The 23,261-nt window shown below is 61.6% G+C and carries 19 protein-coding genes; 15 read left to right on the top strand and 4 right to left on the bottom strand.

Features of this window, described 5'->3' with window-relative positions; translation table 11 throughout:
• Window positions 1-18: 18 nt before the first annotated feature.
• The 3 genes from R1T40_RS06970 to R1T40_RS06960 all read left to right on the top strand — a co-directional run bounded on the left by R1T40_RS06970 (window position 19) and on the right by R1T40_RS06960 (window position 1,432).
• Complete coding sequence (locus R1T40_RS06970; RefSeq protein ID WP_317386376.1) at window positions 19-618, top strand: superoxide dismutase; 600 nt, start codon at window positions 19-21, stop codon at window positions 616-618.
• Window positions 619-776: 158 nt separating this feature from the next.
• Entirely contained in the window at window positions 777-977 is a 201-nt protein-coding gene (locus R1T40_RS06965; protein WP_106165295.1) for a hypothetical protein, read from the top strand.
• Complete coding sequence (locus R1T40_RS06960) at window positions 977-1,432, top strand: host attachment family protein (RefSeq protein WP_106165294.1); 456 nt, start codon at window positions 977-979, stop codon at window positions 1,430-1,432. Before R1T40_RS06965 ends, R1T40_RS06960 begins: the two co-directional genes overlap by 1 nt.
• A 158-nt stretch (window positions 1,433-1,590) precedes the next feature.
• On the opposite strand, the gene R1T40_RS06955 is transcribed toward R1T40_RS06960, so the two are convergent.
• Entirely contained in the window at window positions 1,591-2,130 is a 540-nt protein-coding gene (locus R1T40_RS06955) for an LOG family protein (RefSeq protein WP_106165293.1), read from the bottom strand.
• Window positions 2,131-2,281: 151 nt separating this feature from the next.
• Between R1T40_RS06955 and R1T40_RS06950 the strand changes: the two genes are divergently transcribed.
• The 4 genes from R1T40_RS06950 (at window position 2,282) to R1T40_RS06935 (ending at window position 7,634) form a co-directional block, all read left to right on the top strand.
• Window positions 2,282-4,207, top strand: a complete 1,926-nt coding sequence (locus R1T40_RS06950; protein ID WP_317386375.1) for a LysM peptidoglycan-binding domain-containing protein — start codon at window positions 2,282-2,284, stop codon at window positions 4,205-4,207.
• Between the two features lie 102 nt (window positions 4,208-4,309).
• The gene (locus R1T40_RS06945) at window positions 4,310-6,118 is read left to right on the top strand and encodes an ABCB family ABC transporter ATP-binding protein/permease (RefSeq protein ID WP_317386374.1); all 1,809 of its coding nucleotides are present in this window, start codon (window positions 4,310-4,312) and stop codon (window positions 6,116-6,118) included.
• 454 nt (window positions 6,119-6,572) lie between these two features.
• Window positions 6,573-6,821, top strand: coding sequence for an EF-hand domain-containing protein (locus R1T40_RS06940; protein ID WP_106165290.1), 249 nt, complete (start codon window positions 6,573-6,575; stop codon window positions 6,819-6,821).
• A 570-nt stretch (window positions 6,822-7,391) separates the two neighbouring features.
• Complete coding sequence (locus R1T40_RS06935) at window positions 7,392-7,634, top strand: hypothetical protein (RefSeq protein WP_106165289.1); 243 nt, start codon at window positions 7,392-7,394, stop codon at window positions 7,632-7,634.
• Between the two features lie 173 nt (window positions 7,635-7,807).
• On the opposite strand, the gene R1T40_RS06930 is transcribed toward R1T40_RS06935, so the two are convergent.
• Window positions 7,808-11,638 carry an efflux RND transporter permease subunit gene (locus R1T40_RS06930; protein WP_317386373.1) on the bottom strand — a complete coding sequence of 1,277 codons (3,831 nt, stop codon included), beginning with the start codon at window positions 11,636-11,638 and terminating at the stop codon, window positions 7,808-7,810.
• Complete coding sequence (locus R1T40_RS06925; protein WP_106165287.1) at window positions 11,635-12,885, bottom strand: efflux RND transporter periplasmic adaptor subunit; 1,251 nt, start codon at window positions 12,883-12,885, stop codon at window positions 11,635-11,637. Before R1T40_RS06925 ends, R1T40_RS06930 begins: the two co-directional genes overlap by 4 nt.
• Before the next feature lie 359 nt (window positions 12,886-13,244).
• Here R1T40_RS06925 and R1T40_RS06920 point away from each other — a divergent pair, with 359 nt between their 5' ends.
• From R1T40_RS06920 to R1T40_RS06895, 6 genes are all read left to right on the top strand, one after another.
• A complete protein-coding gene (locus tag R1T40_RS06920; RefSeq protein ID WP_106165286.1) occupies window positions 13,245-13,913 on the top strand; it encodes a hypothetical protein in 669 nt (222 codons plus the stop codon).
• 69 nt (window positions 13,914-13,982) lie between these two features.
• Window positions 13,983-15,305, top strand: a complete 1,323-nt coding sequence (locus tag R1T40_RS06915; RefSeq protein WP_317386372.1) for a PQQ-like beta-propeller repeat protein — start codon at window positions 13,983-13,985, stop codon at window positions 15,303-15,305.
• A gap of 224 nt (window positions 15,306-15,529) precedes the next feature.
• Entirely contained in the window at window positions 15,530-17,008 is a 1,479-nt protein-coding gene (der, locus tag R1T40_RS06910; RefSeq protein WP_317386371.1) for a ribosome biogenesis GTPase Der, read from the top strand.
• A 42-nt stretch (window positions 17,009-17,050) separates the two neighbouring features.
• Complete coding sequence (locus tag R1T40_RS06905; protein WP_317386370.1) at window positions 17,051-17,701, top strand: MarC family protein; 651 nt, start codon at window positions 17,051-17,053, stop codon at window positions 17,699-17,701.
• 188 nt (window positions 17,702-17,889) lie between these two features.
• On the top strand, window positions 17,890-18,843 hold the full coding sequence (locus R1T40_RS06900) for a fatty acid desaturase (protein ID WP_317386369.1): 954 nt from the start codon (window positions 17,890-17,892) through the stop codon (window positions 18,841-18,843).
• A gap of 99 nt (window positions 18,844-18,942) precedes the next feature.
• Window positions 18,943-19,611, top strand: coding sequence for a helix-hairpin-helix domain-containing protein (locus R1T40_RS06895; protein WP_317386368.1), 669 nt, complete (start codon window positions 18,943-18,945; stop codon window positions 19,609-19,611).
• Between the two features lie 112 nt (window positions 19,612-19,723).
• On the opposite strand, the gene serS is transcribed toward R1T40_RS06895, so the two are convergent.
• Window positions 19,724-21,016 (bottom strand): serine--tRNA ligase, encoded by a 1,293-nt coding sequence (serS, locus tag R1T40_RS06890; RefSeq protein ID WP_317386367.1) that lies wholly within the window; start codon window positions 21,014-21,016, stop codon window positions 19,724-19,726.
• A gap of 258 nt (window positions 21,017-21,274) precedes the next feature.
• On the opposite strand from serS, the gene yajC reads away from it, so the two are divergent.
• A complete protein-coding gene (yajC, locus tag R1T40_RS06885) occupies window positions 21,275-21,559 on the top strand; it encodes a preprotein translocase subunit YajC (RefSeq protein WP_106165281.1) in 285 nt (94 codons plus the stop codon).
• 34 nt (window positions 21,560-21,593) lie between these two features.
• Window positions 21,594-23,258: a protein translocase subunit SecD gene (gene secD / locus R1T40_RS06880; RefSeq protein WP_317386366.1), complete on the top strand. Its 1,665-nt coding sequence runs from the start codon at window positions 21,594-21,596 to the stop codon at window positions 23,256-23,258.
• Window positions 23,259-23,261 lie beyond the last annotated feature (3 nt).

Genomic DNA, 23,261 nt, shown 5'->3' with positions numbered 1-23,261 from the left:
AAATGACAGGGGGCCAAAATGGCTTTTGAACTTCCCGATCTTCCCTATGCACATGATGCGCTGGCGTCCAAGGGCATGTCCGCCGAGACGCTGGAATACCACCACGACCTGCACCACAAGGCCTATGTCGACAACGGCAACAAGCTGATCGCCGGCACCGAGTGGGAGGGCAAGTCCCTCGAAGACATCATCACCGGCACCTACAACAAGGACGCCGTGGCGCAGAATGGCATCTTCAACAACATCTCCCAGCTGTGGAACCACAACCAGTTCTGGGAAATGATGGGCCCGAACGGCAGCGCGCTGCCGGGTGAGCTGGAGAAGGCACTGGTCGAGAGCTTCGGCTCCGTCGACAAGTTCAAGGAAGAGTTCTCCGCCGCAGGCGCCGGTCAGTTCGGCTCCGGCTGGGCTTGGCTGGTCAAGGACACCGATGGTGGCCTGAAAGTCACCAAGACCGAAAACGGCGTCAACCCGCTGTGCTTCGGCCAGACCGCACTTCTGGGCTGCGATGTGTGGGAACACTCCTACTACATCGACTTCCGCAACAAGCGCCCGGCCTACCTGTCGAACTTCCTCGACAACCTGGTGAACTGGGAAAACGTCGCCTCCCGCCTGTAAATTCCGGCGCAACGGCAAACGTATCAACAGGCCCCGTCCGGCATCGGACGGGGCCTTTTGCTGTCTCGCCGCCAGACTATGCACGCAGGTTTCCGGTGGAACATTCCGCGCACGCTCCGCGTTTTCCAATTGAATGAAGCCAAGTATGGAGGACTGAGATGGCAGAGCGTGTGCGATCAAAGGACGGACATCAGGAAACCAAGGATATTCTCGGTGCCGACGGGAGCGTGTCCCATGGTGGGCGCAATGGCGGACGTTTGGCGCGCGAAGTCGCCAGCGAAGACGAAGAGAAACGTGCCAAGGAGCGGCCTGCAGGCGCCACCCGCGTGACCAAGTCAAATGAGCAGGAGGACCAGTGATGAGCGCTTTAGACCAAGGGACTTATGTATTGGTGGCCGACAGCGAGAAGGCCTTGCTGCTGGAGAACATCACCGATGGTCAGGATCCGCATTTCGAGGTGCGCAAGAAGGAGGAACAGGACAACCCCTCCGATCAGGCGCAATCCGCCAATCGTCCGGGTCGCATGCAGGACACGGGCGTCGGCCAACGCTCAGCGCTGGATGACACGGACTGGCACGAACTGGCAAAGGAACGCTTTGCCGATGACATCGCAGAGCTGCTTTATGCCCGTGCCCACAAGGGCAAGCTGGGGCCGGTGGTTCTGGTGGCGTCGCCGCAGGTGCTCGGCGATCTGCGCCCGAAGCTGCACAAGGAAGTCAACGCGTTGATCGCGGGCGAGATACCAAAGACCCTGACCAATCATCCGCTGGATGAGATCGAGCAGATCGTGAAGCGGGAGTTGGCCGCATCCTGAGTGCCTGTCCGGTGGAAATCAGGATATAAAAAAGAAGACGTGGCGCATTTCCGTGCCGCGTCTTTTTCCGTTTTCTGCGATTGGCGCAGGCCAAATCCGGCGGACTGTCGCGTGGCCGCGTTGTTTGCTTTGTCCGAGGCGCGCCGATCTGTGCCGCCTCAGGTCAGGGCGGCAATCGCCTCTTCGGGGGTCTGCGCCCAGAGAATGCAACTTGCGTGATCTGCCCCCGCAAAGTCCTGTTGCACCACATGATCCATCAACGCACGCAACGGATCCCAGTAGCCGTCGGTGTTGAGGATCACGATGGGCTTGTTGTGCAGACCCAGCTGGCGCCAGGTGATGGCCTCGAACAACTCATCCAGTGACCCCATGCCGCCGGGCAAAAGCAACACGGCGTCCGCGTTGTAGAGCATGACCTTTTTGCGTTCATGCATGGTTTCCGTCACCACATAGGTGGTGAGATCGCGCTTGCCGACCTCGCGTTTGACCAGATGCTCGGGGATCACGCCGAAGGTCTCGCCACCTGCAGCCTGCGCTGCGCGCGCAACGGTGCCCATCAGCCCGACGTCACCGGCCCCGTAGACCAGTCGCAGGCCAGCATTGGCCAACCCCATGCCCAATGTCTGTGCCGCGGCTTCATAGCTTGGATTTTTTCCCATGCGGGAGCCGCAATAGACGCAGACGGATGTGACAGCCATGGCGCACCTTTTTCATTTTCAACGGAATTTCGGACGAGTGCAGAGAAACATCGTGCTTTGACCCGTCATAGCGGTATTGCTAGGTTTGCTCAACCGAGTGGTCGGCAACAAGGCCACCGGTGCAAAGGGATGCAAGGGAATACATCGCAACATGACGAAATCAAGCGGGATAGGCGCAGGCGCCGGGGTGGCCATCGGCACGGTGGCGACAGTCGTCGTAGTGTGCGGTGGGTTTTTTCTGGCGCGGGGCGGTATGTTGGGCGACGGGGCGCAGAGCTTTGTCGCGCGTCAACTGGTATCGCTGGGCCTCGCGGTGCCACCTGCGCCGATGATGCCGGCGCCTTCTGCGCAGGAGACGGATCCGGCGCAGGCCTCCTCGGTGGCGCCTGAAACCGCCGTGCCGGACGAACGTGACCCCGGCTTTGTTCTGGCCCCGCCGAAATTGGAAGTGGCCCGGTTTGACATGGACGGATCCGGCATCGTCGCGGCCTCCGCGCAGGCAGGGGTCGAGGTGCAGGTGCTGCTTGACGGGCAGGTGCTGGACAGCCAGACCGTGCCCGCGGCGGGGGAGTTCGTGTCATTCGTCACCATCACCTCCAGTAGCGAGCCGCGCGTCTTGTCTCTGCTGGCCCGGTTCCAGGGTCAAGAGATGGCGTCTGAGGACAACTTTATTCTCGCGCCTGTTCAATTGCGCACGGCTGAGGCGGATGACGCGTGGTTGCCGCTGGAGCGCGACAGCAGCTCCCGGTCGGAGGTTGCAGCGCCCGAAGACGCAGGACCGGAGGAGGTGGCCTCTGATACATCTGCGCAGGATGCGACATCACCCGGCCCGACGGAATCCGATGTTGCGAGACCGATGGTCCCTGATGATGCCACTCAGGTGGCATCTGATGAAAGCGGTGCGGTTGCGTCTGAAGACACAGGGACCGAGTTTGCGGCGTCTGAAGCGACCTCGCCCCAAACGGATGCGCCCGACGTGGTTGTGGCTGATGTCGCAGCGTCTGACGGTGTTGCCCCAGAAACGGTCGCCGCTGACCCCGTCGCACCCGAACAGGTGGTGGCCGATGTGGTTGCGCGTGCTCAGGACGAACCGCAGGACGAACCTTCGGAGGTGTCTGTTGCCGAGACCGGTTCAGATGCGGACAACGCGACCGCGTCGCTGAGTGCTGAAGCAGATGCGTCGGAGAGCGACAGCGCAGAGGCCGCGCAATCGGTTCGGGCAGAGACCGAAACAGCGCCTGATCCTGCCGCAGGGCCAGAGGTGGTTTCCGATGAGACCCAGCGCCCCGCAGCAGGTGATACACGCGCGCAGCTCGCGACGCCTCCTGCAGCAGAGGCTGCAAGCGATGGGCTAGCAGAGGTCGTGGGATCGGCGGAGCCAGCGCGGCCTCCTGTCGTCGCGACCGATGATGCAGGCTCGCAGCCGTCGCGTGAACAGGCCAGGGTTTCCGAGCCGCAGGCCACATCCGAAGACACCACTGTTGAGGCCGACGGGGAGACAGCGCCTCAACCTGACGTGGCCGTAACGGTATTGCGTGCAGGCAAGGACGGCGTATCCTTGGTGCAGCCCGCAACGCCCGTCGCGCCGGAGCTGGTGAACAAGGTGGCATTGGACACCATCAGCTATACCGAGACGGGCGATGTGCAATTGGCCGGACGGGCACAACCCGAGGCGCTGGTGCGGGTCTATCTCGACAACAGCCCGGTGACGGATATCGCAACCGCAAGTGACGGCCGCTGGTCCACGGCGCTGACCTCGGTGGCGCCAGGGATCTACACGCTGCGCCTTGACGAGATCAGCCTGGCCGACGGCAGTGTCAGCAGTCGTCTCGAAACGCCGTTCAAGCGTGAGGCACCTGAGGTCTTGCAGCCCGCGCTTGAGGCGGGATCGAGCCCGGATGCGTCAGCTCCGGCCATCCAGGTGGTGACCGTGCAGGAAGGGGACAGCCTCTGGGCGATCTCGCAGGAACGCTACGGCAGCGGTTTTCTCTATGTGCGGGTGTTCGAGGCCAACAAGTCCGATATTCGCGATCCGGACCTGATCTATCCCGGGCAGATCTTCACTCTGCCGAAGTAACAGCTTACATAGACTGGAATGTGGGCGCGCTCCCAAATGGGGGCGCGTTTGTCATGTCTGGATTCGACCCAGGATCGACAGAGCCAAGAACAAGGAAGCCCGATGCCCCCGATGGACGATCCCACCGCCGCCGACGAACGCCGCTCCGGCCTGCGTACCCTGCGCAAGGTCTGGCCCTATGTCTGGCCGAAGACCGAGCGGGCGATCCGGGTGCGCGTCGTGCTGGCGCTGCTGGTCTTGGTCGGCGCCAAGGGCATCGCCGTGCTCACGCCCGTGTTCTACAAGGGTGCGGTGGATGCGCTGGCCGATGAAGGCGTGCCGCTCTTGGCGCTGGGGGCCGTGGGGCTGACGGTGGCCTATGGCATGGCGCGGGTGATGAATGCGGGCTTTCAACAGCTGCGCGACGTGATCTTTGCGCCGGTGACGCAGCGGGCGCTGCGACGGCTGGCGCTGTCGACCTTCCGGCATATTCACGCCATGTCCATGCGCTATCACATCACCCGCAAGACCGGCGGCCTGAGCCGCATTATCGAGCGCGGTGTGAAGGGCGTAGAGTTCCTTTTGCGCTTTCTGGTGCTGTCGATCGGGCCACTGATGCTCGAGCTGACGCTGGTCGCAGTGGTGCTCGCCTTGTGGTTCGACGTTTGGTATCTGGTGGCGGTTGCGGTGACCGTCGGGCTTTATGTCTGGTTCACTTTTGCGGTGACCGAATGGCGCGTGAAGCTGCGCCGGGAGATGAACCGGCAGGACACGGACGCCAACCAGAAGGCGATCGACAGTCTGCTAAACTACGAGACGGTGAAATACTTCGGCGCCGAGGACCGTGAGGCGGCGCGCTATGACGTTGCCATGAAGGGCTATGCGGCGGCGGCGCTCAAGACCGCCTATTCGCTGGCCGCGCTGAACTTCGGCCAGACGGTGATCATCACCACCGGGCTGATCACCGTGATGGTAATGGCGGTAATCGGGGTTGATAGCGGCCAGATGACCGTCGGCGATTTTGTCATGGTCAACGCCTATATGATCCAAATCACCGGGCCGCTGGGCTTTCTCGGCACGGTTTACCGCGAGATCCGCCAAAGCCTGGTCGACATGGGAGAGATGTTCGACCTGCTGGAGCAGCCGCCGGATGTGCAGGATGCCACGGAGGCGCGCGATCTGCAGATCACCGGCGGCGAGATCCGCCTGCAGGACGTGCGCTTTGGCTATGACACCGAGCGCGAAATCCTGAAGGGTGTGTCGCTCTCGGTTGGGGCAGGGCAGACCGTGGCCATTGTCGGCTCCACCGGATCGGGAAAATCCACCATCGGGCGGTTGCTGTTCCGCTTTTATGATGTCACCGGCGGCGCGCTGACCATCGACGGGCAGGATGTGCGCAACGTGACCCAAAAGAGCCTGCACAGTGCCATCGGCGTGGTGCCGCAGGACACCGTACTGTTCAACGACAGCATTCGCTACAATATCGCCTATGGCCGTGAGGGCGCGACGGAGGAAGAGATCATCGCCGCCGCGCGGGATGCGCAGATCCATGATTTCATCGCGCAATTGCCCGAGGGGTATGACACCCAGGTTGGTGAACGCGGGCTGAAGCTCTCGGGCGGTGAAAAACAGCGGGTGGGCATTGCGCGCACATTGCTGAAGAACCCGCCGATCCTGCTGTTGGACGAGGCCACATCGGCGCTGGATTCCGACACCGAGCAGGAGATCAAGGGCGCCTTGGCGCGGGCCGGGCAGGGGCGCACGGTGATCACCATCGCCCATCGCCTGTCCACCATCGCCGAGGCCGACCGGATTGTGGTGCTGGAACAGGGCGAGATTGCCGAGACTGGCACCCATGACGAGCTGGTGTCGCAGGGCGGGCGCTATGCCTATCTCTGGCAGCGACAGCAGGCCGATCAGGACGTCGCCTGATCCCCGGCGGCGCTTGTTGAACAGCTCCGGACGTTGGTGGCTTACGCCCTGACCGCCGGAGGCTGGAAGAATCACAACACCCCAACGCGCGATGCATCGAAGATAACCGGTGCATCGCGCGTATTCTCTAGTGCCGGCGGCTCGGTATGGGGCAGGCCAAGGCAAACTGCGAAACAGCGCTTTGTTCCCGCAAAAGATGCAGATCCCAATTCGGCACCCGTTTTGCGCGGGGCTCCGCCAGAACGCCCTGTCTGCGGCGGCGGGGAAATGTCCACGTGGTTGGAGCGCGCATTAAGTCGCCGGTGTGAAAGAGAAAATCAGGCCGATCATCGCCCGAATTCGCCCCGTTGTCGGGGCCCACTGGCAGCGGGCAGATCGGCTCTCTACCTTCATTCTTGTCACGAGGCGCAGATGTGCCGAGCGACACATACAAACAAACGAGTGGAGTATAACGATGAAGACTTTTGCCCTGACCGCCGCCGCTATCGCAACTCTGGCCGCTGCACCGGCTATGGCCAGCAACTTTGCCGCAGAAGTCGATGCAGATGGCAGTGGCGCCCTGTCGCTGGAAGAGCTGCAAGTCGCCTACCCGGCACTGACCGAAGACACATTTGCGCAGATCGATGTGGATGCAAGCGGTGAGGCCGACATGGAGGAGATCGCCGCCGCTCAGGACGCAGGGCTTCTTCTCAAGAACGGCTGATCCAGCCTCATGATGGGGCGGGCCATCTCCTTTGGTCCGCCCCGGTTTCGGGTGGTGCGTCGTGCGACGGGTCTGCATGTGTTTTGGTGCGGGCCACCCGCTGTTTATTGTGCCGTCATGGTCGTGATCTGGCCTACGGGCTCTTCCCTGGATCCGATGTCCACATCTTTCCCCAAAGATGTGGCTGGCCACCCCCGAGACGACGCGCACAATCAGAAGAGACCTCGTCCTTGCGGCGGGGTCTTTTTTGTTCGAGGGCTCCACGGATGGGTGGGACAGAGGTTCCGGGCCCTGAATTGGTCCGGGTCTGCATGCGAAAAACCTATGTTTTTCATGTGGATGTCGAGCCAACTTGCGGTGATGTTCCATCACGCCCTCGTGAGGGCGGCCGATCTGTCAGATCTGTGCGGAGTCTTGCTGTCCGCAGAACGCCTGACCAGCAGGGAGGCGCTCAGAGGTCGCGGATCAGGTCGCGAGGGCTGGAGATCGGCAGCGCCCTTCTTACGTTCTGTGGTGTCACGAGGGGGCATCCCCTCAAATTCACGAGTAAGACCTCTAAAGGAGGACATTATGAAATCCATCGTATTGACCACCGCCGCCGTTGCCGCCCTGTTCGCAGCACCTGCCGTCGCCGAAGTAGAGCAGGCGGGCGCGCTGACCTACAAGGAGCTGAAGCAGGAGTATCCTACTCTGACCAAGAAGACCTTTGAGATGGTTGATGTGAACAAGGACGGTGTCGCCGATATGGAAGAGATCGACCAGGCTGAGCAATCCGATGTTCTGGAAGCACAGAGCATGATGGACAAGAGCTGACCTGAAGTCCTGACGTGTCGGGATCAATCGTGATCCCGATGCCAGTCAGCCAGCGCGTCAGAATAGGGACGCGTCAGGACTTTGTTATCACGCAGAAAAAAGCCCCCTCCTGAGTATTCGGGAGGGGGCTTTCCTATGTTCTGATGGGCTGCAGTGGCCCAAGGGACGGGATGTTATTCCGCGGCCCTAAGAGGGGACGGCCCGGTGGAGGGTTGCGAGCCTGCTGTGCTGTCGGTCTCATCCTCGGCGTCTTGTCTCGGACTGTCGTCCTGCGGGGCTGCGGGATGTGGCTCCGCCGTCCAGTCGATTTCGGTCGAGGGCAGCCGACGGGCCTTGCGGGCAAGCTCGCTGTCCTGTGCCACCTGACTGGTGCTGCCACCGGTGATCCGTGCCGTGATCCGTTTCATCCAGCTCATATAGGTGGAGAGCCAGACCCGGAGCGCCAGCAGAGATGGGGTGACAACCAGTGTCAGCACGGTGGCCACACCCAGGCCAAAGACCACCGCTGTTGCCAGCTGTTTCCACCACAGCGCAGTCGGGCTGTTGATGGAATATCCGCCGTCGATGAAGTCGAGGCTGATGCCGAACATCATCGGCGCCAGACCCGCCATCGTGGTGATGGTGGTCAGCAACACGGGCCGGATGCGCGCCTCCGCGGTCCGGATGATCGCCTCAAGCCGAGGCATGTGCTGGCTGAATTCCTGATAGGTATCAATGAGAACAATGTTGTTGTTCACCACGATCCCCGCCAGTGCCACGATCCCTGTGCCGGTCATGATGATCGAGAAGGGCTGCTGCATCACCATCATGCCGATCAGCACCCCGGTGGTGGAGAGAACCACCGCCAGCAGCACCAGCACGGAATTGTAAAAGCTGTTAAACTGCGCCAGCAGGATCACGAACATCAACCCCAGCGCCCCGGCAAAGGCTTTCATCAGGAAGGCACCGGATTCTGCCTGTTCTTCCTGATCGCCCGTCCACTCCCAGTCGATGGAGGAGTCAAAGGGCGAGGTTTCCAGCCATTTGGTTAGCTCGGCAATACGCTCGTTGGCATTGATCAATACGGTCTCGGTTTCGCCGGTGGCGAGCGCTGCGCGCAGCTCATTTGCCGAGGTGGCCCCGGTGAGGGTCTTGATCTCCGCGACAGCGCCGCCGGGCAGGGTGATGGCCTGATCCGAGGCGGTCTGCCCTTCGGTCAGCTGCTTCACGATGGCAAGCGATCGCGCCTCGCCGCTTTCCTGTGGCATGAGGATCTGGCTCAGGCCCGGTTCCACATCCGCCTTCACGTCGTAATAGCGCTGCTGCTCAATGCGGGAGATGGTGGCAAGCTTCGGCACAGGTTTACGCGAGACGAAGTTCGACAGGGGCACCAGACCTTCATCGGTGCGCAGCTTCAGCGTATCGAGAGTGGACAGCACCCGCTGCTGCTCGGGCAGACGCAGGCGGATGTCGATTTCCTCATCCGAGCTGTCCACCCGCATGGTGTCGAGCAGAATGCCCCGCGTCACCAGCTGTACCATCGCGCCCACTGTGGCCACATCGGCGCCATAGCGACCGGCCTTGGCCACATCCACGTCGATTTCCCAATCGATCCCCGGCAGGGGTAGGCTGTCCTCGATCAGGGTCAGGCCCGGCGTGTCCTCGAAACGGGTGCGGGCCATGTTGGTGGCGGCACGCAGCGGCTCCCACTCATCGCCCTTGATGCGCAGATGCAGCGGCTTGCCGGAGGCGGGGCCCCCTTCAAGCGCTTTGATCTCCACTTCAAATCCGGGGAGCGTCGCGACCATGCCTGACAGCTCGTCCAGCACGGTGTTGCCGTCAAAGGCGTCGGCGGTGACCTCGCGCTCGAACAAGCCGCCGAACACCGGCTCGCTTTTGGTTGGGCGATCTTCCCATGGGATGATTTCGAACTGAACCTGACCGATGGTATCGGGTGGGGTGCTGGCGCCAGAGGCATCTGTATTCAGTCCACCTTCGCCGGCAAAGGAGAAGACGTTGATCACCGCAGGATGCTGCATGATCATCTGTTCGGTGTCGCGCACCATCGCGTCTTTTTCACTCAGCGAGATATTACCGCGGGCGCGAACATAGGCGGTGGCCTGCTCCGGTTCGCTTTCGACAAAGAATTCAACGCCATGGTTGTTGGTCTGGAACAGGCCAAAGACGGTCATGATGCCAAAGCCGACAACCGCCAGCGTGACCACCGGCATCACCGGGTTGCCGACGATCAGCTTGATCACCCAGCCAAAACCACCGAGGCGATGGCCCGCGACCACACGGCGCTGGCGATGCTGCAGCTCTGCGGCGCCGAGGGTCACAGAGGCGGCGACGGCAGAGGCCAGGAAGATCACCACCCCCAGCAGGGTGGCAGCGGTGCCCGTTCCGCCTGGGATCAGATAACCGGGGTTCAGCAGTTGCATGGCACCTGCAAACATGCCCCAGATTGCCACCGGCACCAGCGCGGCGCGCATCACCCATGGCAGGGTGCGACGCAGAGCGTCGGAGGCATTGCCGAAGGTCCGGCTCATCCGGCCTGTCACGCCGCCCATGACGGGCAGGTAGATCAGCGCCACAACCAAGGATGCGGACAGAACGAAGATCAGCGTCACCGGCAGCATGCCCATGAATTCACCTGGAACGCCGGGCCAGAACAGCATTGGCAGGAAGGCACAGAGCGTCGTCGCTGTGGAGGAGACCACCGGCCAGAACATGCGCTGTGCGGCCTCGACGTAGGCGTGCATCGGGCCGGTGCCTTCGGAGATCCGCTTGTCGGCATATTCGACCACCACGATCGCGCCATCCACCAGCATGCCGACAGCGAGGATGAGGCCGAACATCACGATGTTGGAGACCGAAATCCCCATCAGGGCGAGAAAGGCAAAACACAGCAGGAAGGAGGTCGGGATCGCGAACCCCACCAGCAGAGCAGCGCGGCTGCCAAGAGCGGCGAGCACCACGATCATGACCAGCGCCACCGCGGTCAATACCGAGCCTTCGAGCTGGCTGACCATAGATCCGACAACACGGCTCTGGTCGTTGGAGGTGCCGAGTGTCACCGCGGTCTGCAGCTCCGGCGGCCATTTTTTCTGGGACTCTGCAAGCGTGGCTTTGACCTGCTCGACCGTATCGATGAGGTTGAAGCCCTTGCGCTTTACCACCTGCAGGGCAAACGTGTCGCTGCCGTTGAACCGGGCGGTGCCCTGACGGTCCTCGAAGGTGAAGTTGATTTCGGCCAGTTCGCCCAGCGTCACGACGCGGTCGCCGTTGGTCTTGACCGGCAGGCCGTAGATATCCTCAACGCTGTCAAAGGAGGACGGGATCTTGACCGAGAAGGTGCCCTGGTTGCTTTCGACTTCGCCGGCGGCAATCAGCTGGTTGTTGTTCTGGACCACATTGATCAGCTCAACAGCGGTGACATTGTAGGATTCCAGCCGCAGCGGGTCGATCAGCACCTCGACCATCTCATCGCGGTTGCCGGCGATGCCTGCTTCGAGCACGGAATCAAGGGCTTCGATGTCGTCCTGCAAGTCCTTGGCAAGCCGCGCCATTGTGCGTTCCGGCACCGGGCCGGACATGTTTACGATGACGATCGGAAACTCGGAAAAGTTGATCTCGTGGATCGCGTATTTCTCTGCTCCTTCGGGAAAGGCAGCTTCGGCGGAATCCATGGCATCACGCACGTCGGCCATAACGGCGGTCTTGTCCCAGCCGAAATCGAATTCCAGCGCCACACCGGCATAGCCTTCGGCGGCGGTCGCCGACATCTTGTCGAGCCCGTCAAGATCCCCCAGCTCGGTTTCCATCACCTTGACCAGCAGGGTCTCGGAATCCTCGGCAGAGATGCCGGGGAAGGAGACTGAGATGAACAGGGCGGGGATTTCGATGTCTGGCTCACCCTCCTTGGGCAGGCTGACATAGGCAAAGCCACCCACCAGCAGCGAAATGGCGATGAAGGCCATCACCATCCGTGCGCGGTCTGCAGCCCAATTGACGAGGCCGATCATTCGCTCATCTCCCGATAGCTGGGTTTCAGGGCAACCCCTTCGGTGACAAAATCCTGTCCCACGATAATGACATCCGCCTCTTCGGGCAGGCCATCAAGCCAGACACCCGCCGCTTCGTCCCGCAGCAGGCGGACAGGTACAAACCCGGCGGTGCTGTCGGCACGTACCACGCGCACGCCCAATTGCCCCTCGTTGTTCAGCGTCAGTGCAGACTGCGGCAGGCGGTGCGCCTTTGTGCCTTCGGCTGCGATGACGATCTCGGCGGTCTGTCCATCGCGGATTTTCAGGTCCGGGTTCGGAACGGTGATTTCCACCTCGAAGGTGCGGGTGGCCTCATCCGCCGACCGGCTGATGAAGGATACCGTGCCCGTCACCTCTTGCCCAGCGGCAAGGCGTGCACCGGCCTTTGAGCCAAGCGTAACGTGGTCGATGGCATTCTCCGGCACGTAGCCAACCAGTTTGATCGTATCCAGCTGTATCACTGTCGCGCAGAGGCTGCCCGGTTGCAGCAGGCTGCCGATCTCTGCGGTGTCGGATTCAAGGATACCATTGAACGGCGCATGCAGTACCAGACGGTCCATTTCCTTTTCTGCAGAGGCCACAGCGGCGACCGCGGATTCAATGCCTGCCCGGGTCGATTCAAGCCCACCTTCGGCGGAGGCGATGGCTGCCTGCGCGGTGCTCTCGGCGGCCTTGGCGGATGCCAGCCGGGTTTCGGAGGCGTATCCCCCTTCGGAGAGTTTCTGAGCCGCAGTCAGGTTGATGCGCGCTTCTTCCAGCACAGCATGGGCTTCCTTCAGCCGGGCCTCGGCCTCTGGCATCTTGGCGCGCGCTTCCAGCAATCTCGCGCGGGCCTCCAGCAGCGACGCCGGTCGTGTTCCCGGGTCCAGCTCGCAGAGCACCTCATCCTTCTTGATCGACGCGCCTTTGCGCAGGGGCTCGGAGATCACGGTAGAGGTGGTCTCCGCCATGACGTTGACTTCGCGTATGGCCCGAGTCTGGCCGCGCAGCACAACCGCATTGTCAATGGCGCGGGCCTGGCTGTGCACAGCCACCACGGCCACGCGCACGCCGGCATCCTCGGCCTCTGCCAGTTGCGACTGATCGTCCGAGGCCTCTGCCGCGTCGGCTTCGATCTCCGTGGTGTCCTCGCCGCGGGCGAAAGCCAGCAGGCTGTCGCGCTCCATGACCACGGCATAAAGGCCAGCAGTCACGACCAGGGCGGTCAGAGGGGGGATGATGCGCATTGTAAAAGTCGACTCCAAATTGAACACTTTTTGTTGATACTACCTTGTTCCGTCGCGTCACACTGTGATGCAGGTCACAGGCGGCAAAATTTATCCGGCACCGGTGGCGAAGGAATAGGCCGCCAAGGAACGTAGGTTTTCTCGCGCGTAACAAAATGCCTCAGGTTGCTCTTGTCACGCAAAATGCGTCGCAGAGGTAAAGATTCTCATCGTTTGGGGGCCGCTTTGCGCGGAATTGGAGCATTTTGTGCCGAAGTGGACGGGACTTGGCTTGTCTGAACGGGCAGGCTATGACACATCGGCAAGAGATAATGCCGCCCCATCGTGGGTGCGCGGACACGAGGGACAAGGGCCGTTTCATGAGCGATACCGACAGTTTCATCAACGAGGTGACAGAAGAGGTCCGCCGTGATCGCCTGTTCCTGATGCTCAAGCGCTATGGCTGGATCGGTGCTGTGGTGGTTGTCCTGATCGTTGGCGGTGCCGCCTGGCGCGAGTACAGCCAGGCGCAGGCGCGCAGTGAAGCGCAGGCCGTGGGGGACGCGATGACGACGGCGCTGGCCGCCGACGACTCGTCCACCCGGGCCGAGGAGCTGGCAGCGATCACATCCGACAGCCTTGGCGCGCAAGCAGTGGTGGACATGGCTGAAGCCGCCGCTTTGGCCGATGCCGGAGATGTCGCAGGGGCTGCGACTATTCTCGATGGCATCGCGACCACGGCGGACCTGCCGCAGGTCTACCGCGACATTGCCGCCTTTAAGTCGGTCACCCTGCAAGCGGATACGCTACCCGCTGAAGAGCGCCGTCTGCGTCTCGACACACTTGCTGCCGCTGGCGGCTCCCTGCAGTATCTGGCGGCCGAGCAATTGGCGCTTTTGGATATTGAAGCGGGCGATACCGATGCTGCTCTTGCGCGTCTTAACGAGATTGCTGCGTCGGCCGGTGTGTCCCGGGACTTGCAAGAGCGCGTCTCTCAAGTGATTGTGGCCCTTGGTGGATCGCCTGAGGCGGACGCACAGGAAGGCTGAGATCTGCGACAAGCAGATCCGCGAAGAAGACCAGTGGTATGACCCATGAATAACGACAGGGGCAGGGTAATGACGGCAAGTCCAGGCGGTTTCGGCCTCCGTGCAAGTGTGATGGCAACGGCGATTGCGGCCCTGCTTTTGGGGTGCTCCGAGCCGGAGGAAATTCTGCGCGGTGCGCGGGAGGACATTCACGGCGGTCAGGGCGGTGACGTCCAGAACCGCGCGGTTGCCATTTCGTTGCCCCGTGCGGTGACCAATGGCGCCTGGACGCAAAGTCCGGGCCAGCCGACCACGCGAACCACGCATGCAGCCCTGTCCGCGGCACCCGCGCCGATCTGGTCCACCAATATCGGTGAAGGCGACAGCCGCAAGCAGCGTATCACCGCTGCGCCTGTTGTTGGGGGCGGACGCATCTATACGCTTGATGCATCATCCCAGGTCTCGGCGGTTTCGCCCGCTGGTGCGGTCCTGTGGCAGAGCTCCATCCTGCCGGGCGCGGATGACGATGGCGACGCCACTGGCGGTGGCATCGCCTATGCGAACGGGGTGGTCTATATCTCCTCCGGGTTCGGGGTATTGACGGCGCTGGATGCCAAGACCGGGAACCAGGTCTGGCGCCAGGAGCTGGAGGCAACCGGCTCTGGCAACCCGACGATTCGTGATGGTCTGCTGTATCTGGTGGCCGGGGATGACACCGGCTGGGTGGTGGATACCAAGGATGGCCGGATCGCGTGGCAGCTGCGGGCGAGCCCTAGTGCCTCGAATATTCTGGGCGCCCCTGCGCCGGTGGTCGGCTCTGAGATCTCGGTCTTTGCCTTCGGGTCCGGGGATCTGGTCGGCAGCTTCCGCCGCGGCGGGTTCCAGCGCTGGATCGCCTCGGTTTCCGGTGCGCGCACGGGCAGTGCCATTTCGCAGATCAGTGACGTGACCGGCGCACCGTTCATGGACGGCAATCGGGTCTATGTCGGCAATCACTCTGGCCGGACGGCCGCGTTTGACGTCAAGTCGGGCGAGCGGCTGTGGACCGCGTTTGAGGGAACCTTTGGTCCGGTCTGGGTTGCCGGTGGCAGCGTGTTCCTGGTCAATGACCGCAGCCGCCTGATGCGCCTTGGCGCAAATGACGGCAAAACCATCTGGTCGGTGGATCTGCCGGGCTATCTCAAGGACAAACCGCGCAAACGGGCCGAGATCGTGGCCCACCATGGCCCCATCCTTGCCGGTGGGCAGCTGGTGGTCGCGTCCAACGACGGGCTGTTGCGGTTCTTCAATCCCGTTGATGGCAGCCTCGTGCGAACGGTCGAGGTCAAGGGCGGTGCGACGACAGAACCGGTGGTGGCAAACGGCACGCTTTATGTGGTGACCCGCGACGGAAACCTCGCAGCGTTTCGCTGACAGGCAGCGAGCTGTGCTGATTTCAGATCGTCGCTGCTGACTGCCTCAGCTTTGGCCAGAGGCATATCGCGGCACGACACGTGAGGCTGGAGACGCGCTGATGTGCTCCGTCGTGGGACGGGCTGGCATTGCCGTGATGTCGGGCGCCTCGCGTTATTATTTACTGGCGCGCGCATCAAGGATACGGTATGCGCGCGGTTCACAATCTCGGAAAGTTCGGTTCCATGTCCTTTACGCTCGCCATCGTGGGGCGCCCCAATGTGGGCAAATCCACATTGTTCAACCGTCTCGTCGGCAAGAAACTGGCGCTGGTCGACGACCAGCCCGGTGTCACGCGCGACCTGCGCGAGGGCGCAGCGCGGCTGGGCGATCTGCGGTTCACGGTGATCGACAGTGCCGGGCTTGAGGACGCCACCGACAACAGCCTCGAGGGGCGCATGCGTCGCCTGACCGAGCGCGCTGTCGAGATGGCCGATGTCTGCCTCTTCATGATCGACGCGCGCACCGGGGTGACACCGACGGATGAGCTGTTTGCCGAAATCCTGCGCAAGAAATCCGCGCATGTGATCCTGGCGGCCAACAAATCCGAAGGCTCTGCCGCCGACGCCGGTGTGATTGAGGCTTACGGGCTTGGTCTGGGCGAGCCGATCCGCCTGTCGGGTGAACATGGCGAGGGGCTGAACGATCTTTACTCCGAGCTGCGTCCGGTCTCCGACAAGTTCGAGGAACTGGCCGCTGAGACCGCTCCGATCACCGATGTGGTGCTCGACGAGGACGAGGATTCCGAGTTCAACGCGGGCGAGGAAATCGCCGCAACGCCCATTCCTACAATGGAAAAACCGCTGCAAGTGGCCGTCGTCGGTCGCCCCAATGCGGGCAAGTCCACCCTGATCAACAAGATCCTCGGTGAGGATCGTCTGCTGACCGGCCCCGAGGCCGGTATCACCCGCGATGCCATCAGCCTCAAGATCGACTGGGCCGGCACACCGATGCGGATCTTTGACACCGCCGGTATGCGCAAGAAGGCCAAGGTGCAGGAAAAGTTGGAAAAGCTTTCCGTCTCCGACGGGCTGCGGGCGGTGAAATTTGCCGAGGTCGTCGTTGTCCTGCTCGACGCGGCGATCCCGTTTGAACAGCAGGATCTGCGCATTGCCGATCTGGCCGAGCGCGAAGGCCGCGCCGTGGTTGTCGCGGTGAACAAATGGGACATCGAGGACGAGAAGCAGGAAAAGCTGAAGGCGCTCAAGGAAGCCTTCGACCGCCTGCTGCCGCAGCTGCGCGGGGCGCCGCTGATTACCGTGTCTGCCAAGACGGGCCGGGGCCTCGACCGGCTGCATGATGCCATCATGAAGGCCCATGACGTCTGGAACCGGCGCATTCCCACGGCGGCGCTGAACCGCTGGCTTTCGGGCATGCTGGAGCAGCACCCGCCGCCCGCACCGCAGGGCAAGCGCATCAAGCTGCGCTACATGACCCAGGCCAAGACCCGGCCACCGGGCTTTGTGGTGATGTGCTCGCATCCCGACAAGATGCCAGCAAGCTACAACCGCTATCTGGTCAACGGGCTGCGCGAGGATTTCGACATGCCTGGCACGCCGATCCGGTTGACGCTGCGCGGGCAGGGCGACAAGAACCCCTACAAGGGCAAGAAAAAGTCGACGCCATCGCGCTTGCGCAAACACCTCGACGGTCGCAAAAGCTGATCCCGGCTGGCGCGGTCCACTGCTGACAGGAGATCGCACCTCATGAGCTGGCCTTTCGCGTTTCAGGACCTGCTCCGTGAATTCATCACGCTCTTTGTGGTGATCGACCCGGTCGGGACCATCCCGGTGTTTCTGTTTGCCACGGCAGCAGTGCCGCAACGCTTGCATCGGTCCTTTGCTCTGCGGGCGGTATTGGTCTCGGCGCTGGTGCTTGGGCTGTTTCTGGTGCTCGGGCAGATCATTCTGGAAGGCATTGGTCTGCGTCTTGGCGCGTTCCAGATCGCCGGCGGGATCATCTTGTTCCTCTTTGCCCTCAGCATGATCTTTGGCGAAACCAAGGCCGCAAGCGAGATCAAGGAAGCCGAGACCGAAGATCTCTCCGGGGCGGTCTTCCCGCTGGCGATCCCGTCGATCGCGTCGCCGGGAGCGATCTTGGCGGTGGTGATCTTGACCGACAATCACTCCACCGGGATCGTGGAGCAGACGATGACCGCCGTGGTCCTGCTTTTTGTGCTTGTGATTACATTTTTGCTGCTGTTGCTGGCCAGCAAGATCCAGAAGCTGATTGGCCAGACCGGGGTCAGCGTTGTCAGCCGGGTCATGGGGCTTATTCTGGCGACCGTTGCGGTGGACAGTGTGCTGCAGGGGCTGGAGCAGATGGGGGTTCTGGCGCTGTCCAACGCGCCGATCTGATCACCCTTGGATCCCGGGATGCGGCAGCTGACCGGCAAACGCCTGCTCGGTGCCCCGCGCTTTGACATGTTTCCTTTTCGCTTGCCTCTTGTCATAGGAGGTACGCATATTAACTGACAGAGAGTGCAATATTATCCGCACCGCGCGCCGTCATATGCGCGTTACGCAGCGTATTTATGGGGTCAGATATGGATCTGAGAGCATACACACGCCAGTATACAGACAAAGACAACCGGCTTGCCGCGTTGAGCTATTTTGGAACTTTTGCCGTTTATTTCACGGCCTTGTATCTGGCTATTCATTTTTCCCATCTGTGGTTTGTCGTGTGGCCAGCGGGCGTTGTCTTCGCCTTCAGCGCCGTGCGGCTTTATGTGCTGCAGCACGACACTGGCCACCATTCTCTGTTTGAAACTCGGGCCCAGAACGAATGGGCTGGCCACGGGTTGTCGCCGTTCACCTTTGCGCCGTTTGAGGTGATGAAGCAGAACCACAATCTGCATCACGCCAATGTCGGCAACCTGGAGCATCGCGAGACTGGCGAAATTCACACCATGACGGTTTCGGAATGGCGTGACGCCGGATTTTGGACGCGTCTGCAATATCGGCTTTATCGCAACCCGTTTGTGCTGGTGCCGCTTGGTGCCGCCTTCACATATTTCATCCGCTATCGCTGGCCGAAAAACACGCTGGAATTCGGCGTTGTCCCGGTGGTTCTGCACAACCTGTCGATCATTCTCTTGCTCTATGCGCTCTACCTGATCGCGGGGAGTGAAGGGGTTTTGATCTGGTTCGGCTTCTCGTTTCTGGGCGGGATGATTGGTGTGTTTCTGGTCTATCTGCAGCATAACTTTGAGGACACCTACTGGGACCGTCGCCCGGATCTTGACCCTCGGGATGCGGCCTTGCAGGGGTCCTCCTGTCTGGATTTCGGCTGGTTTTTCGATTTTGCCGTGGCGAATATCACCCTGCACGACATCCACCATTTCAACGCTCGCATTCCCAGCTATCGGCTGCGGGCGTGTCACTACAACCTGCCAGACGACATGGCGCCGCACCGGGTCAAGTTTGGCGAGGCAATCCGCGCACTTGGCCTGAAACTATGGGACGAAGACCAAAAGCGTTTGGTGCCTTTTCCCGCGTGAGCCATGGTTGCAGCCTGCGAGAGGTTGGACATAGATCAAAAACAGATGCTAACCTTCCTGCACGACAGGATTTAGGTTTTTTGGAGGTAGAACAGACGCATGACCCCGATTTTAAAGCTCCCCGGTGTGGGGCCCGCGCTGGCGAAAGCGCTGCAGGACCACGGTGTTCGCTCGGTCGAAGATCTTGCAGCGAAACCTGAGGCGGAGTTGGCGCAGGTGCCAGGATTAGGGGTTAGTCGCGTGGCGCGTCTGAAATCTGCCGCGACGGAGTTGGCGGGGAGCGGTGGCACGACACCTGCCGCGCGACGCACTGCCAAACCTGCCGGAAAGGCTGCGCCAGCGGTGCGCAAGCCGCGTCAGGTCAGCCCCGCCAAGACCAAGCCGGCGACGATCGAAGCGGCCAAAGGTGCCGCGACACGTGCGGCTCAGGCGGTGAAATCCGGTGCGGATACCGTTGATGCCCAGACGCGCGAGGGCGTTGACCGTGCGGTTGCCGCTGCCGAAGCCGCACGTCTGGCCGCCGAGGAGAAGGCCGCCAAGGCCGAGGCCAAGGCTGAGAAGGCTGCCAAGAAGGCCAAGGCGCTGATGGCCGAATTTGCGGCAGCCAAGGAAAAGGCGAAGTCCAAGGCCAAGAAGGAAAAAGGCAAGGCCAAGTCCGAGATCACCAAGGAAAAAGCCAAAGCGAAGAAGATCCTTTCGGAAAAATCCGGTGACAAGAAGAAAAAGAAGGACAAAGACAAGGGCAAGAAAAAGAAGAAGGACAAATAGGCGTCCGTTTCCAAACTTTTGTCGATAAAAAAACCGGCGCTCATGTGGCGCCGGTTTTCGTTTGTCCGATACTGCTCGGCCCCCGCATGGTGGAGGGGCAGCAGCGCTGGTGTCAGCTCAGAACACCATCGGCGGTGAGGGTCAGCTTGCCGTTCAGATAGGGCGCAAGCGCATCGGGCAGTGTGACGGAGCCATCCGCCTGTTGACCGTTCTCCAGCACCGCGATCAGGCAACGACCCACAGCGAGGCCAGAGCCGTTCAGCGTGTGCACAAACTCCGGCTTGCCACCATCGGCGGGTTTGAAGCGGGCGTTCATGCGCCGAGCCTGGAAATCACCTGTGGTGGAGACCGAAGAGATCTCGCGATAGGTTTCCTGACCCGGCACCCAGGCCTCGATGTCAAAGGTGCGGCGAGCGCCAAACCCGATGTCGCCGGTGCAGAGCACCACGGTGCGATAAGGGATGCCGAGTTTTTCCAGAATGCCCTCGGCGCAGCCCAGCATACGCTTTTGTTCGTCGTCGGATTTTTCCGGATGCACGATCGACACCATCTCGACCTTCTCGAACTGGTGCTGGCGCAGCATGCCGGATGTGTCCTTGCCCGCCGAGCCTGCTTCGGAGCGGAAGCACAGCGTGTGGGAGGTGTAGCGAATAGGCAGCGCGCCTTCCTCAATCACATCACCGGCCACCGAATAGGTCAGCGGCACTTCGGAGGTAGGCACCAGCCACCAGCCATTGGTGGTCTGGTAGCTGTCTTCGCCAAATTTCGGCAGCTTATCAGTGCCATACATGGCCTCGTCACGGACCAATACCGGCGAGTTGATCTCGGTGAGACCGTTCTCATCCACATGGGTGTCGATCATGAATTGCGCCAGCGCCCGGTGAATGCGCGCCACGGCGCCTTTCAGCACCACGAAACGCGAACCGGAGATTTTGGCAGCCGTCTCGAAATCCATCGCCTTGGCGACACCCGCGATCTCGAAATGCTCTTTGGGCGCGAAATCGAACTGCGGCAAATCACCCCATTTTTTAACTTCGACGTTGTCATCCTCATCCGCGCCGTCGGGCACATCCGCGGCCGGGCTGTTGGGAATGCGCGCCAGCATGTCGGTCAGCTTGGCGTCCAGCTCCTTGGCTTCGGCCTGCACGGTGGCGACTTCTGCTTTCTTGTCGGCAACCTCTGCACGCAGGCGTTCAAACTCGGCCTCATCGCCCTTGGCCTTGGCGGCACCGATGGCTTTGGCGGCCTTGTTCTGGTCGGCCTGTGCGGTTTCTGCCGCCAGGATCTTGGCGCGGCGGGCCTCGTCCAGCTCCAGCACCTGAGACGACAGGGCAGACTCTCCACGACGCGCCAGGGCGGCGTCGAAGGCGGCCGGGTTCTCGCGGATTGCACGGATGTCATGCATGGGTCTGCTCCTGTCATGCGGATTGAATCAATGCTGACAGCTATGCCCGAGCGGCGGGCGAAGGGGAAGAGGGCAGGGCCGTCATCCGGGGATGTTCCCGCGCGGATTGTGGCAATCGGGCCGGAACGGCGCCCTGGCCTCGTGAAACCGGTATGGATCGCGTCTGCCGCGCCTTGCAAAGCCTTAATGCACCGCATAGGTTCCCCGCAAAATCCGGGCGCTAACACAGGGCCCCCTTACAGACAGAAGGAACACCCCATGGAAGGTGGCGCAATCGCCCAATTTATCCCGCTGATCCTGATTTTTGCGATCATGTACTTCCTGCTCATCCGTCCGCAGCAGAAGAAAATGAAGCAACATCAGAGCATGGTCGAGGCCCTGCGCCGTGGTGACCAGGTCGTGACCCAGGGTGGCATGATCGGCAAGGTCGCCAAGGTTAAGGAAGACGGCGAAGTTGAAGTCGAGATCGCCGAAGGCGTCAAAGTGCGCGTGGTGAAATCCACCATCGCTCAGGTTCTGAACAAGACCGAGCCCGCATCCTGAGCCTCGCCTCTTACGTTTCTGAAAAGGCAGGGTAATGCTGCAAATTGATACCTGGAAGAGGGTGCTCATCTGGCTGGTTTGCGTTGCCGGCCTTTTGCTCGCCCTGCCCAACGCGTTCTACACCCGTGTGGAACAGTCAAACGATGCCTATGCCGAGATAGCCGTTCAGGGCGAAACGCCCGAGCGTCTGGCAGTGGCAGAACAATGGCCAGAGTGGATGCCCTCCGGTCTGGTGAACCTCGGTCTCGACCTGCGCGGCGGTGCGCATCTGCTTGCCGAAGTGCGGGTCTCGGACGTCTATGCCGCACGCATGGACGGTCTCTGGCCCGAGGTGCGCAACACCCTGCGGGAGGAGCGCGGCAGTGTCGGGACCTTCCGCCGGGTTCCGGAGGCGCCAGCGGATCAGATTCGTCTGCGCCTGTCGGATGAAAGCGGCATGACCCGCGCGCTGGAACTGGTGCGGGGGCTGGCCAACCCGGTGACCTCGCTCACCGGTGCCGGTGCCACGGATATCACGGTCAGCGGGCAGGGTGACATGATCACCATTGCGCTGTCGGATGAAGAAAAGCTGGCCTCTGATGATCGTACCGTGCGTCAGTCGCTGGAAATCATCCGCCGCCGGATTGACGAGGTTGGCACGCGCGAGCCAACGATCCAGCGTCAGGGCAGTGACCGTATTCTGATCCAGGTGCCGGGGATCGGCTCTGCGGCAGAACTCAAAGAGATCATCGGCACCACGGCTCAGTTGACCTTCAACCCGGTGGTCAGCCGCGGCTCGGATGCCGAGGAAAACCCCGGCATTGGCAACAAGCTCATTCCGTCTCTGGATGAGCCGGGCACATTCTACACCGTGGAATCCGCGCCTGTCGTCACCGGCGAAGAGCTGGTGGACGCGCAGCCGGCCTTTGACCAGAACGGTCAGCCTGCGGTGAATTTCCGGTTCAACACGGCCGGTGCGCGCAAGTTCGGCGATTATACCGCCCAGAACATCGGCGCGCCCTTTGCCATCGTGCTGGATGATGAGGTAATTTCCGCTCCGGTGATCCGTTCGCATATCCCCGGCGGCTCCGGTATCATCACCGGCAATTTCAGCGTCGAGGAAAGTACCAATCTCGCCGTTCTTCTGCGTGCGGGCGCATTGCCTGCGGAGCTTCAGTTCCTGGAAGAGCGCACCATCGGTCCAGAGTTGGGTCAGGACAGCATCGACGCAGGCAAGGTGGCCACGGTTGTCGCCTTTGTCGGGGTGCTGGTCTTCATGATGCTGAGCTATGGGATGTTTGGTTTCTTCGCCAATATCGCATTGATCCTGAACATCGCCCTGATCTTTGGCGCGCTCAGCCTCATTGGCGGCACACTGACCCTGCCGGGTATCGCGGGCATCGTCTTGACGGTCGGCATGGCAGTAGACGCCAACGTGCTGATCTTTGAGCGCATCCGCGAGGAGCTGAAAGCCGGGCGTGGTCCGGCCAAAGCCATCGACGAGGGCTACTCCAAGGCGCTCTCGGCAATCGTGGACGCCAATATCACCACCTTCATCACCGCCGTGATCCTCTTTGCCATGGGCTCAGGCCCGGTGCGCGGCTTTGCCATCACCCTTGGGCTCGGTATCATGACCTCGGTCTTCACCGCGATTTTCGTCACCCGACTGATTATCGTGATGTGGTTCGAACGTCGCCGCCCCAAAACCATCGAGGTGTAATGA

It is taken from the genome of Tritonibacter scottomollicae, assembly GCF_032924845.1.
GTDB classification, from domain to species: domain Bacteria; phylum Pseudomonadota; class Alphaproteobacteria; order Rhodobacterales; family Rhodobacteraceae; genus Epibacterium; species Epibacterium scottomollicae.
Note: the sequence above shows the minus strand (reverse complement) of the source record. Positions and strands in the feature narration are given on the sequence as shown.

Coding starts and splice junctions, on each gene's coding strand:
- R1T40_RS06930 (WP_317386373.1), bottom strand. CDS start 11,638: ATGATCGGCCTCGTCAATTGGGCTGCAGACCGCGCACGGATGGTGATG.
- R1T40_RS06970 (WP_317386376.1), top strand. CDS start 19: ATGGCTTTTGAACTTCCCGATCTTCCCTATGCACATGATGCGCTGGCG.
- R1T40_RS06900 (WP_317386369.1), top strand. CDS start 17,890: ATGGATCTGAGAGCATACACACGCCAGTATACAGACAAAGACAACCGG.
- serS (WP_317386367.1), bottom strand. CDS start 21,016: ATGCATGACATCCGTGCAATCCGCGAGAACCCGGCCGCCTTCGACGCC.
- R1T40_RS06950 (WP_317386375.1), top strand. CDS start 2,282: ATGACGAAATCAAGCGGGATAGGCGCAGGCGCCGGGGTGGCCATCGGC.
- R1T40_RS06920 (WP_106165286.1), top strand. CDS start 13,245: ATGAGCGATACCGACAGTTTCATCAACGAGGTGACAGAAGAGGTCCGC.
- secD (WP_317386366.1), top strand. CDS start 21,594: ATGCTGCAAATTGATACCTGGAAGAGGGTGCTCATCTGGCTGGTTTGC.
- R1T40_RS06905 (WP_317386370.1), top strand. CDS start 17,051: ATGAGCTGGCCTTTCGCGTTTCAGGACCTGCTCCGTGAATTCATCACG.
- R1T40_RS06915 (WP_317386372.1), top strand. CDS start 13,983: ATGACGGCAAGTCCAGGCGGTTTCGGCCTCCGTGCAAGTGTGATGGCA.
- R1T40_RS06965 (WP_106165295.1), top strand. CDS start 777: ATGGCAGAGCGTGTGCGATCAAAGGACGGACATCAGGAAACCAAGGAT.
- R1T40_RS06940 (WP_106165290.1), top strand. CDS start 6,573: ATGAAGACTTTTGCCCTGACCGCCGCCGCTATCGCAACTCTGGCCGCT.
- R1T40_RS06955 (WP_106165293.1), bottom strand. CDS start 2,130: ATGGCTGTCACATCCGTCTGCGTCTATTGCGGCTCCCGCATGGGAAAA.
- der (WP_317386371.1), top strand. CDS start 15,530: ATGTCCTTTACGCTCGCCATCGTGGGGCGCCCCAATGTGGGCAAATCC.
- R1T40_RS06960 (WP_106165294.1), top strand. CDS start 977: ATGAGCGCTTTAGACCAAGGGACTTATGTATTGGTGGCCGACAGCGAG.
- R1T40_RS06895 (WP_317386368.1), top strand. CDS start 18,943: ATGACCCCGATTTTAAAGCTCCCCGGTGTGGGGCCCGCGCTGGCGAAA.
- yajC (WP_106165281.1), top strand. CDS start 21,275: ATGGAAGGTGGCGCAATCGCCCAATTTATCCCGCTGATCCTGATTTTT.
- R1T40_RS06945 (WP_317386374.1), top strand. CDS start 4,310: ATGCCCCCGATGGACGATCCCACCGCCGCCGACGAACGCCGCTCCGGC.
- R1T40_RS06935 (WP_106165289.1), top strand. CDS start 7,392: ATGAAATCCATCGTATTGACCACCGCCGCCGTTGCCGCCCTGTTCGCA.
- R1T40_RS06925 (WP_106165287.1), bottom strand. CDS start 12,885: ATGCGCATCATCCCCCCTCTGACCGCCCTGGTCGTGACTGCTGGCCTT.